9 protein-coding genes are annotated in these 12,385 nt (G+C 48.2%); 8 read left to right on the plus strand and 1 reads right to left on the minus strand.

Going from position 1 to position 12,385, the window contains the following annotated elements:
- Nucleotides 1-75 precede the first annotated feature (75 nt).
- From ABN764_RS17385 to ABN764_RS17400, 4 genes are all read left to right on the plus strand, one after another.
- Entirely contained in the window at nt 76-1,395 is a 1,320-nt protein-coding gene (locus tag ABN764_RS17385; RefSeq protein WP_446672627.1) for an ABC transporter substrate-binding protein, read from the plus strand.
- Nucleotides 1,396-1,536: 141 nt separating this feature from the next.
- On the plus strand, nt 1,537-2,415 hold the full coding sequence (locus ABN764_RS17390; protein WP_446672728.1) for a carbohydrate ABC transporter permease: 879 nt from the start codon (nt 1,537-1,539) through the stop codon (nt 2,413-2,415).
- A complete protein-coding gene (locus ABN764_RS17395) occupies nt 2,412-3,218 on the plus strand; it encodes a carbohydrate ABC transporter permease (RefSeq protein ID WP_446672628.1) in 807 nt (268 codons plus the stop codon). Before ABN764_RS17390 ends, ABN764_RS17395 begins: the two co-directional genes overlap by 4 nt.
- 111 nt (nt 3,219-3,329) lie before the next feature.
- Nucleotides 3,330-7,541: an Ig-like domain-containing protein gene (locus ABN764_RS17400; RefSeq protein ID WP_446672629.1), complete on the plus strand. Its 4,212-nt coding sequence runs from the start codon at nt 3,330-3,332 to the stop codon at nt 7,539-7,541.
- Nucleotides 7,542-7,789: 248 nt separating this feature from the next.
- On the opposite strand, the gene ABN764_RS17405 is transcribed toward ABN764_RS17400, so the two are convergent.
- Nucleotides 7,790-9,028 (minus strand): chitinase, encoded by a 1,239-nt coding sequence (locus tag ABN764_RS17405; RefSeq protein WP_446672630.1) that lies wholly within the window; start codon nt 9,026-9,028, stop codon nt 7,790-7,792.
- Between the two features lie 249 nt (nt 9,029-9,277).
- Between ABN764_RS17405 and ABN764_RS17410 the strand changes: the two genes are divergently transcribed.
- From ABN764_RS17410 to ABN764_RS17425, 4 genes are all read left to right on the plus strand, one after another.
- Entirely contained in the window at nt 9,278-10,345 is a 1,068-nt protein-coding gene (locus ABN764_RS17410; RefSeq protein ID WP_446672631.1) for a methionine ABC transporter ATP-binding protein, read from the plus strand.
- Complete coding sequence (locus ABN764_RS17415; RefSeq protein ID WP_446672632.1) at nt 10,342-11,022, plus strand: methionine ABC transporter permease; 681 nt, start codon at nt 10,342-10,344, stop codon at nt 11,020-11,022. The genes ABN764_RS17410 and ABN764_RS17415 overlap by 4 nt, the downstream gene beginning before the upstream one ends.
- Nucleotides 11,023-11,109: 87 nt before the next feature.
- Complete coding sequence (locus tag ABN764_RS17420; protein WP_021256872.1) at nt 11,110-11,571, plus strand: S-ribosylhomocysteine lyase; 462 nt, start codon at nt 11,110-11,112, stop codon at nt 11,569-11,571.
- A 5-nt stretch (nt 11,572-11,576) separates the two neighbouring features.
- Nucleotides 11,577-12,347 carry an SDR family NAD(P)-dependent oxidoreductase gene (locus ABN764_RS17425; RefSeq protein ID WP_446672633.1) on the plus strand — a complete coding sequence of 257 codons (771 nt, stop codon included), beginning with the start codon at nt 11,577-11,579 and terminating at the stop codon, nt 12,345-12,347.
- Nucleotides 12,348-12,385 lie beyond the last annotated feature (38 nt).

Consider the following 12,385-nt stretch of genomic DNA (forward strand, 5'->3'; position numbering starts at 1 on the left):
AAAGCGCAATCATAAATGGTATCTTCTATACAGAAAACGGAATCAACGACCATATCGTCGGCAAGGGGGATACAGATGAAACGGAACAATTGGTTCAAGATGCTCACACAGCTTGTTATCGCAGCATGTCTGCTTGCGGCATGCGGAACAGGAAGTACGGGCGGGGATGCAGCTGGAGGAAAGGCATCTAGCAGCGACCCCGGTCAGAGTGCAGGAAGCAAGGGAGGAACCGGGGCCAATCTTACAGTTATGACGAACGTGGTTGGCGAGCCAGCGAAGGTGCTCCAGGAGATCGCCAATCAATTTATGAAAGACAATCCAGATATTAAAGTGGATTTCAGTGCTCCAGGTGCGGAGTATGAGAACATTATGAAAATGAAAATGGCATCCAATGAGCTGCCGGATGTATTCGCGACACACGGATGGGCCAAGGCTCGTTACGGAGCGTACTTAGCTGACCTGAAGGGCGAAGAATGGGCAAGCAAGCTTAACGCCTCCATCAAATCTGCTGTAACCGACGATCAGGGGAGAGTGTTCGTGCTCCCTATGGATCAAGATAAAGGCGGGCCTGTGTACAATGCAGCAGTGCTGGAGAAGTATGGCATACAGGTTCCGATGACATGGGATGAATTGATGAAGGCCGCGGAAGAAATCAAGACGAAGAGCAATGGAGAAGTCGTGCCAATTCATATCGGAGGCGCGGATTCATGGCCGATCGGACAATTTTTCGATTTCTATGCGACGTCCGTCTTTATAAGCCCTGAGAAGAATAATGTAGCACAACTGCTCGACGGAACCTTCGATTGGAACCGATTCGACGCATTGCCGCAAATGTTCCTATCCTTGCAAGAGAAAGGGTACCTGAACAAGGATGTGCTGACTGCGAAATATAGCGATTCCGCTAAAGCCTTCGCAGAAGGAAAAGCTGCATTCGGGATATATGGGCCGTTCCTTATCGAAGAAGCAAAGAAAATAAATGCTGATCTGAAAGCAGGCTTGATGCCGATTCATTCGGTAGCAGCTGGCGATGCGCCAACGCTTGTAGGTGGAGAGAAGACGACATGGGGCGTGTGGAAGGATTCCCCGAACAGCGAGGCGGCTCGTAAATTCGTGGCCTATTACGCCAAGCCGGAGAACGTAGCCTTGGTCGCCGCTGCAAATGCGCTCCCTCCTGGGCTTGATGGTGTAGCCACCAACGCGGGCAGCTTGACTGCTGACTTTGAGAAGTTTAAAGATTTGCGCGTGTTCCCGTACTTTGACAGGGTGTATTTGCCGAACGGGATGTGGGACGTCATGTGCAAGAATGGCCAGGATCTGCTGGCTGGCGGCATTACACCTCGTGAATTCTCGGAAAATATGAAAAAGGAATATGAAAGATTACGTGCTGCTAAATAACAGATAGGCAATTCATCGACCCGCGGCTGCATCTGTCTTGCTTCGGGTCTATTTCTCACATCTAGGAGGATGCATATGGCTAGAAGTCCGTCGAAGATAGAATCCACGCATGAAGGACGAGTGCAGCTGCGTTCGGGCTTCATGGTCAGATGGGTTCATTCTGCTGGAATACTCAATCTGATGTACGTCCCGGCGCTAGTGCTGTTTGCCGTGTTCATTTTCTATCCACTAATCCAGGGGATTAAAATCTCTTTCACCAATTGGGACGGCTATTCACAGCAATACGCTTGGGTCGGCTTCGAAAAATATAAGCTAATGCTGTCGGACAAGAAGATTGTTCAGACGATTCAGAACACGTTTATTTACGGCTTCGGAAGTACGTTATTTCAAAATGTGATGGGGCTTGCTTACGCCTTGTTTCTGGATCAGAAGTTAAGAGGGAAGGGCATCATCCGTATGATCGTGTACCTTCCCGTTATTATCAGCCCCTTAATTATGGGCTACATCAGCTACTTCTTCTTTCAGTACGACGGCGGGGCGCTGAATGATGCGATTCGTTTATTTGGCGGAGAGGCCGTGGATTGGCTGTCGAACGGCTCACGTGCGGTATGGATGATTGTCCTTGTTAACACGTACCAGTATATGGGGATTGCGATGATTATTTTTTTGGCAGGCTTACAGTCTGTTTCGAAAGAGTATCACGAAGCGGCCAATATCGATGGCGCTGGCTGGTGGAGCCGATTCATGCGGATTACGCTTCCGCTGCTTATGCCGGCAATTACGATCAATATTGTGCTTAATCTCATTGGGGGTTTGAAGCTGTTTGACGTCATAGTAGCGATGACGAACGGCGGACCAGGCTATGCGACGCAGTCTTTGTCCACGATGATGTACAATCTGTATTTCGCCCGTCAGGATGCGGGCTATGCGGCAGCGCTCGGGAATCTGATGTTCATCATCATCGCGGTCATCAGTATTTCATCACTTGTACTGCTTCGTCGGAAGGAAGTGGATGTGTGAAGATTGCCAAATATATAGTGCTAGTACTCATCGTGCTGATTCACAGCATCCCTTTTTACATTTTAGTCAATCTGTCCTTCAAACCAATAGAAGATATGAGCAGTAAATGGATGCCTTCACAGCAGCTCCAAGTGGATAATTTCATTCATGCATGGCAGGATGCCCAGCTAGGAAGAGCTGTTATGAACAATGGGATTATCACGGTTACTGCGGTTATTCTCGTCGTGTTCATCGGTGCGTGTGCTTCGTATCCGCTTGCTCGTCATCAGACCAAATGGAATCGATTCGTATACACGCTGTGTATCTCATGCTTAATTGTCCCCGCATTGACGATTCTCGTACCTTTGTACAAATTCATCGTAGACGTAGGCGGAATCAATACATACTGGGCGATTATTCTGACACAAGTCACTTTTGCGCTGCCGATGACGATATTTTTGTTTACCGGGTTTATCAGTACGGTTCCGCGAGAGATGGACGAGGCGGGGCTGATCGACGGCTGCAGCCGGTATGGAATTTTTCTGCGAATTATTTTCCCTTTGCTGAAGCCAATCACGGCTACAGTGGTCATTTTGATCGGTGTGCAGGTGTGGAATGACTATCAATTCTCCGTATTCTTCTTGCAGAAGAAAGAGATGATGACGATTCCGGTTGCCCTGTCGGGCTTCGTCTCGCAGTTCCATAGCAATATTAGCTGGCTCGCTGCGGGTTGCTTTATTGGGATGCTGCCGCTCACGGTCGTGTATTTGTTTCTGCAAAAATATTTCGTGAAAGGGATGGTAGACGGGGCGATTAAAGGGTAGCAGCAACAGCAAAGAAAGGAGGTATGGTCAAGGTAAACAAGTTACAAAGAAACCAAGATCAAGGCAACAAGGACGGGGCTACAACAACTAGGAATGCGAAGGGGGTTAATCATGTTCAGGAAGAAATCGAGTGCAAGGATCACTTCATTAGCACTTGTTCTTGCTATGGTGTTGGGCTTATTCACTCCCGGCGGTATGATTCAAGCCCAAGGGACAGCTGATAATGACAATCCACTTGTATCGGTTAAGCTATCCGCTGACGATACATCAGTGCCTTTGGACGGTGTGACGCAGCTGCAGGTGACAGGCTGGCTGAAGGATGGCAGCGAGATTGACTTGCGGCATGATTCAAAGACGACAATTGCATATAGCGCTCCTATCGATATGTTCACCATCGGGGATGATGGACTAGCAAGGGCAGGGACACAGGATGTTGGTGAAGTCCAGATCGGCGTGGAAGTAGTTAGAGACGGTATTCGCTTGACTGATACATTGAAGCTGACGATTAAGCCTGAGCCTGCGCGGCCATTTTTGCGAGATTACACGGGCACTTTAACGATGAAGCTATATTTGGGAGACAACGGGAAAATAGAATTAACGCTGGATGAAGCGCTGGAAGCGATCAAGAAGATGGATCACCTGACGCGCGGCATGCCGAAAATCATCTATTTGGTTGGCTGGCAGCATGATGGCCACGATTCGAAATATCCAGATTGGAATGTCGTCAATCCGAAGCTGAAGCGACCAGGTGATGCTACTGCACTGGACAGCCTGAAATGGTTCATGGATGAGGCGGAGAAGTACAATACGACGATCAGCTTCCACATCAATATGACGGACGCCTATCAAGATAGCCCGCAATGGGAGGAATTCGTCAATAAGGATCTCATTCGCAAGGAAGAGAACGGTGAGCTTATAAAGGGAGGCCATTGGGTAAGCGGCCAGAGCTACAAAATCAATCTGACACGCGCTTGGGAAGCAGGGCTATTCCAGCGCAATATCGATGACTTGCTTGCGAAGATTCCGGAGCTGCTTCATGGAAAGACGATTCATATCGATGCATTCGTAACGAGTCCAGTAGAGTGGGCTCCTTCCGTTGGTAATGCAGATCCATATCATAAGACAACGTATCGACAGGAAAGTGAAACTCAGAAAAAGATTATGCGTTACTGGCACGATAAAGGAATGGATGTTACGAGCGAGTATTTCCATGGCTACCGCGGTGATCCGTTATTCGGTCTGCAGCCGATGGCGTGGTGGGCGGATTGGCGTTCGTTCGACAGTCAGATGAAGCTGCCTGCAGCACTTGCTGTCGGTGGAAAAGGCGGCAATGAGTTGTTCGGCACGAGCATGCATGGCGAAGACATTGTCAAAAAAGACAAGATGAGGCTAACGGGATTTTTGCAGGAATTCAGTACAACTACGCTGCTCTGGCAGTATCTTAATCAATTCGAACGTCTCTCTTATAATGGATCAACGAGCACCGTGCAATTTTCAGATGGAGTGACGAGTTCTGAGCAGAACGGCAAGCGTGTTGTGATGCACGGCGATGTGACGATTGCAGATGGTAAGGATATGTTCGTACCCGCTTTATGGCGCAAGGATAAACTAGAGATTTTCGCGTTTAGCCAGGATGGCTACAAGGATAGGAGCTGGAAGCTGCCTGCTGGATGGGCGGGCGTGCAGGCGGTTGACGTATTCGAGATCGGCTTGGGCTTGCCGAGATTGATCGAGCGAGGGCTGCCGACTGCTGGAGACACCGTCACATTAACCTTAGCAGCGGGAACGACAGTATTCCTTGCTCCAGCGAATCAGGAAACAATGGATCCAATACAGACAATCGCTGCGGGATTGAAGTCAGTTCCAGCGCCTGCGAAGAATGCGACTCGTTTAACGCTGCCACCAGTGCCGGAGGGCTATGAGATCGAGCTGCTTGAATCGAAGCGTCCAGATATTATTGATCATACTGGACTCATCTTGCCAACGAGCCAAGCGGAAGAAGTTATGCTTATCTTCCAAGTAAAGCGGAAGGCTGACGGTGTGAGTACCCATACGGCTGCAATCCCTGTTATCGTGCCGGCAGGAAGCATTGTAAATATTAACGACGTGTATGATGCGAAGAATGCCGTATTGACAGGAAATGCGGTACTGCGAAGCAATGGCCAGTTTATGACTGGGAGTGTGGTTGGATTTGTAGGCGGGCCTGCTGGGAACGACAACACCGTTACTTTTCAACAAGTCAACGTGCCTGGGGATGGCGTCTATGAATTGCAGATCGAGTATGCAACTGCCGTGCCGCGTTCGGTGTTCGTGCGGGCGAATGAGGAGCAAGGTATCGAAGTGCCATTGACGGGGACGGATTGGAATAAAGCACAGCTCAAAACCATTCAGATTGTGTTGAAAAAAGGCTCGAACTCCATTACCTTATATAATCCGACGGAATATGCCCCTGATATGGGATCGATTATTGTGAAGTCCATCACTCCACACGTGATTGCAGACTGGATTACATCCATCCAGCAACCTGGGAAGAACGATAAGATCGTAACGCTTCCTTCTGTGCCGCAAGGCTTCACGGTTTCGATCAAATCGTCGGACAACGAGATGGTTATTCAGCCGGATGGTACGATTGTTCGTCCAGCTGCGGATCAGATCGTTCATCTTATTTTGCAAGTGACACGAAATTATGATGGCGTAACGGCTGAAACAGCAGCGATCCCTGTCGTTATAGCTGGAGAGCCTCAAATAATCAGTATTGCACCGGTAGTTGTAAATACGGTAGTCGGAAAGCTTCCAGTGCTGCCGACAGTCGTCACTGCGACGTATTCGGATTTGACAGTAGCGGAGATTTCCGTCGTGTGGGATGCGATTGAGGCTGAACAGTATGCGAAGGCGGGAACATTTACGGTAACGGGATCGGTTGCGAGTACGAATATCCAAGCCGTTGCAACAGTTCATGTCACGGAGGAACCGATAAACACACCATATATTACGAATTTATCGCCAATAGCTGTGGATACGGAAGTCGGAACACCACCAGTGCTGCCGTCAGTCGTCACAGCGACGTATTCGGATTTAACGGTAGCGGAGATATCTGTCGTATGGAATCCAATTGAGGTTGAACAGTATGCGAAGGCGGGAACATTTACGGTGACGGGATCGGTTGCAGGTACAGATCTTCAAGCGATCGCAACGATTCATGTCAAGGAGTCATCTGTACAGTCACCATATATTACGAGTCTATTACCCGTATTCGCAGAGACAGTAGTCGGAACACCACCAGCCATGCCTTCTGTTGTAACGGCTACGTATTCGGACTTATCGATGGCGCAGGTATCCGTGGTGTGGGATCAGATTGATGCTAGTCTTTATAGCAAGACCGGCAGCTTTACTGTGAATGGAACTGTTGAAGGGACACTATTAAAGGCAGAGGCCACGGTTACGGTGAAGGCGGATCAAGGATCTGGGAACGGAACAGACAATGGATCAGGCGGGGGAAGCAGTTCCAGTACATCTACAACAGTCTCGCCGCAAACGAAAGAATCCAAGAAGCCACAGCCTAACAGAGAGCAACAAGCGCCGAAGCTTATGGAGCTGCCATATGAGCCGAATGTCGATCAGCTGCAACATATACACTATTTATCTGTCGTGCGGGTGAATGAGGATGGAAGCACCACACCGGTTGTATTCAGCACCTACGACCCTTCAGCGCTCAAAATGAAGTTCCTTGGTTACGACGACGAGGACTACAAAGTTGTATACAAGGTAGCAAAGTTCACGGATTTGCAGAAGCATGCTTGGGCGAAGGAGGCTATTGAAGCACTTGCCTCACGCGGTGTGCTGGATGGCGTATCGCCCTATCGATTTGCGCCAGAACAAGCGATAACACGCGCTGAGCTCGTCGTCATGCTCGTTCGTATGCTCGGCCTCACTGCGGAAGCGGATGCGAATTTTGTTGACGTCAATCCATCTGCTACTTACTACCATGACATTGCGATAGCCAAAAAAGCTGGGCTTATTCAGGGGGTTACGGATAAGGAGTTCCAGCCTGAGGCAAAAGTGACGCGGGAGCAATGGATGACCATCACCGAGCGTGCGCTGCGCCAAATGAAAATCATCAATGAATCGGCCAATGGCGACGAATTGAATACATTTACGGATCGTGAGCAAATTGCAGATTATGCGCGGCGGAGTGCAGCAGCGCTTGTGAAGCTGAAATTGATCGAAGGAGCCAATCAGCAGCTTCTGCCGAAAAAAACTACGAGTCGTGCGGAAGCCGCGTTAGTTCTGTATCGAATGATCTCGATGGTATTGCAGAAGTAAGCAAAGAAGATAAACATGATAAACATGACAACAGCCTCCTCCTAACAATAGGGAAGGCTGTTCATGGTTCACATGGTAGCTGATAGTTTCTGATCTGATGGTGCTTCTTGGTAAATTAGATGTTGATTAAATGATTGAATTGATTGGATGTTTGAATGATTATATGCCCGAATGATTATATGTCTGAATGTAAATGCCCCTCGATCTTGTTGTTGGTAAGTTCGCTAATAGCTTGCTTCTCCGTACGATCAAAAAGGCTGCATGCCAAGTGTGTTGAGCTTCTCACCTGTAACATCCACACCCATTTTGCTTGTGATGTCCAAGTAGTGGCCAATGCGGCGCTTAATGGCTCCATTTGATTCATCCAGATTAGCTTCCAGTCCATTGAGTACCATGATGCTAACCCCGAATCCTGCGGGACCTAATCCTTTTTCTTTTTCCTCTGCCGCAGGCTTCCATCTGCCAATCATAACATCATGGGCGGAAGGCTTCGGTGCTTGCGGTGTCATCCAGAATAAGATAGCGGTTGCAAAACCAAGCTTGCCGTCGGCCGCAATCCATTCCGGATTTCGAAGCAGCACATTTTTATCTCCGTATATAATGGCACTCATTAACCCGTAATTGAAATTCCAGCTCAGCATGATTGGCCCACGGCCGTAGTATCTCTTGCCTGGAACACCCGGATATTCCTTACTGCTGGCAGGGTCTACGAACTCCGATTTATTCTGTCCCGTTCTGCCTGCAATGTTCTCATTCCAATAGAGCCCCCAGCGCAGCATGCCTCCCGGAGCCGTGTCCCAACCTCCGCCGGTCTCATGAGACAGATTAGCGAGCAGTGCCGCGAGATCACGTTTGCGATCCTTCTCCAATCCTTCATTTAAGAAGGCGCCGTAATCGACGATTTGCGTGATGATGCGCTTAGTCTTGTTCTCTGGTGTATTGAAGTCATCGGAGCGTACAATGAGCGTTTCGGTTTTTCCCTTTTTCTCTAAACGATAAATTTCTTGAGCAGAATAGTTGCCTTCCCGATACGAAACTTTGTATTTCACATTGGCTACAAGGCTGACGGCATTGATGAGATTTTGATAGGAGTAATAGTCGGTCTGATTGGGATTATAGTCTTTCTTATCTTTGTTGAAGGCATGCCACTCTTTCGAACCAAGGCGCATTGGGAATAATGCTTCGTATTCTTTCTCGGGGAGTGCGGAACGGACAGCCTCAACCGCCTTGTCTGCGGTATAGTCAGGATCGATTCCATCCCATTGGGATTCAATCTGCTGTCTGGTCAGAATGCGGCTGTCGCCAACGGACAAGCTCTCATCTAGCAGGTACACAATATCAGCTTTGCCTGAAATGGAAGTAACGTCAGCAGCCGAGGCAGAGGCAGTTGTGAATCCAAGCGAGGTGAGAAGCAGCGTTGAGCTGAGTGTCAGCAGCAGTGTGCATCGAATCCATTTCTTTGAAAGCGGATACGAAACGTTGGACATCAATACATCCCCTTTATAATCGAATAAGTGCAAGTTTTATTGATACATATTTATATCGCTTTCATTTTGGAATATGACAAGTAAAAGAGACGAAATTAGAAGACGGACCCCAACAAGCAGCGAAAAAATATAGTTGAAGGTATGATGATACTTACATATAGTAATTCCGACTATTCTGGTGTATAATGACGGAAATAAAATTTTCGGTAATTCGGCAGTACACAGAACGACCAGGAAGGGTTGGACATCATGATCTCATTATCGAATATTAGGGTGACGTTTGACACGGGCCCTCAATCGGTTACTGCTGTACAGGATGTTAGTCTGCACGTGAACGCGGGTGACGTGTACGGCATTGTTGGATACAGCGGAGCGGGGAAGAGTACCTTGGTGCGCGTCATTAACTTGCTGCAGCGGCCTGCATCAGGAATTGTAGAGGTGAACGGTCAGGACTTGCTGGCTCTGAGCCCCAAGGAACTGCGGGCAGCTAGGAAGAAGATCGGGATGATCTTTCAGCACTTCAACCTGATGAATTCCAGAACGATCTATGACAATGTAGATTATCCGTTAAAGAGCTCCAAGCTTTCGAAGCGTGAACGATCGCAGAAGGTGAAGGATTTGCTCGAATTAGTAGGCTTGTCAGATAAATTGGACGCGTATCCCTCTCAATTGTCAGGGGGACAGAAGCAGAGGGTGGCGATTGCTAGAGCGCTGGCGAATGATCCAGAAATCCTATTATGCGATGAAGCGACAAGCGCCTTAGACCCCAAAACCACACTATCCATATTGGAATTATTGAAGAAATTGAACCAAACCTTAGGGTTAACAATCGTGCTCATTACGCATGAAATGCAAGTGGTCAAAGAAATTTGCAATAAGGTTGCCGTAATGGAAGACGGTCGGATTATCGAGCAGGGCGATATCGTGTCGATCTTTAGCCGTCCGCAAAATGCGTTAACTCGTGATTTTATCAATACGGCTACTCATATTGAACAGACGCTGGAGAAGCTCTCCCAGTATCCGTCATTGGTGCAGCTGAAGAACAACGATATTTTGTGCAAGATATCCTACATTGGCGATAGCACAAGCGAGCCGATTATCTCAGCGCTTACCGCTCGTTATCGGGTAACGACCAACATCTTATATGCGAATGTGGAGATTCTACAGCAGACGCCTATTGGCAATTTAATTGTGGTCATGTCGGGATCAACTAGCGATTTGGAAGCGGCACTCGAATATTTGCAGTCGATTCAAGTTGCGGTGGAAATGATTGATTCTCGTCTTGTGCAGAACGTTAAGGTAGGTGAAACGGTATGAGTGAGTTTTTGATGAATAACTTCCCAAACATTTGGAATTTAAGAGAAGAGATTCTGATCAGCATCTATGAAACGATATACATGGTGGTCGTAACCTCTTTATTCTCGGTACTTTTCGGCCTTTTGCTGGGCGTAACCTTGATTGTGGTTGATAAGGGCGGGATTTTGGAGAACAGGCTCGTTTATAGTGTATTGGACAAAGTCATTAATCTATTTCGCTCTATTCCGTTCATTATTCTTATCGCGGTTGTCGTTCCACTTACCCGCCTGATTGCGGGGACATCGATCGGCATGCAAGCAGCAATTGTACCATTAGTTATCGGAATTGTTCCTTTTTATGCGAGACAGATTCAAAATGCACTGGTGGAAGTAGATCCTGGGATTGTGGAAGCAGCTCAGTCGATGGGATCAGGGCCGATTGAGATCGTGTTTCGTGTCTATTTGAAGGAAGGATTGAATGCGATTATCCGCGCTTCTTCTGTGACGGTTATTAACTTGATCGGGCTGACGACGATGGCGGGGGCGATTGGCTCAGGCGGCTTGGGCAGTCTGGCAATTAGCAAGGGGTATAACCGGTTTCAAAATGATATCACCATAGTTGCTACTATTTTGATCTTAATTCTGGTGTTTGTGTGCCAATTCATTGGCGACTATTTTACGAAGAAGACGATGCATTAGCCGCGGATTAGTGAACTCGATTTATGCAGTATGCTCCTCAGGGCGTATTGGATTAAATACAAACTACAGACAAAGGACTGAAGAACAATGGCAAAAGTAGAAAGCTTTCAACTGGATCACACAATCGTAAAGGCTCCTTATGTAAGAGCAGCTGGAGTTGAACATGATGAGAAGGGCAGTACCGTGCAAAAATACGATCTGCGCTTTTTGCAGCCAAATAAAGACGCAATTCCAACGGCAGCGCTTCACACGCTGGAGCATCTGCTCGCTACATATATGAGAGACGAGATCAAAGGGATTATCGATATTTCCCCGATGGGATGCAGAACGGGATACTATCTGATTCTGTGGAACGAGCACAGTCCGGAAGAGATTGCTTCCGCCTTGGAGAGAACGCTGAAGCGTGTATTGGAGACAACAGAAGTTCCTGCTGTATCCGCACTGGAATGCGGCAACTACAAGGATCATTCTCTCTTCTCCGCGCAAGAGTATGCAAAGATTGTGCTGGAAGCGGGAATCAGCAGAGATCCGTTTGAAAGAGTGCTGTAATCGCGATGATTACGCTCAATCTATCGCATCAGACAGCGATTGTCACAGGCGGGAAGTCAGGCATAGGGCAGGGGATCGTGCAAATCTTGCTGGAAAGCGGAGCTACGGTCATCTCTGCTGATCTGGCGTACGAAGCTGATTATCGAGAGGCTGACGGTCAGCTCATCGAGACGAAATTGGACTTGTCCAAGTCCGAGGATATTGATCGCTGGTCCAGATTGGTTGTAGAGAATGCAGGAGTTCCCGATATCGTCGTGAACTGTGCGGGTACATCCACAATGGATTATGTGATTGACAGCAAACTGGAGGACTGGGAGAAGGTGTTCTCCATTAATGCTACGGGGCTGTACCTAGTTTCCAAAATATTTGCCAAAGCAATGGTCGATGCCGGGAAGCCGGGCAGAATCATTCAAATTGCTTCCCAAGCAGGCAAGAACGGCTACCGGGCTATGGGCGGGTATTGCGCATCTAAGCACGCTGTTCTTGGCTTGACGAAGGTGATGGCGATCGAGCTGGCGCGGCATAACATTCTCGTGAATGCAGTATGTCCAGGAATTGTGGAGACACCGATGAAGCAACGGGAGCGGATTGAAGGTGGAGTCATCCGCGGTATGACCGCAGAGGAAATCTATGCGGAGGATTGTTCGCAGATTCCGCTCGGAAGAACCGCTGAAGTTCAGGATGTGGCCAATGTAGTGCTGTTCCTGGCAAGTCCGTTGTCTTCGTATATGACGGGTCAGGCGATTAATGTAACAGGCGGGATGACGATGCATTAAGCAAGAAAGCTCTTATCTTTATTTTACAGGGGGGAGTA

The organism is Paenibacillus wuxiensis (assembly GCF_040195695.1).
GTDB classification, from domain to species: Bacteria; Bacillota; Bacilli; order Paenibacillales; family Paenibacillaceae; genus Paenibacillus_B; species Paenibacillus_B suaedae.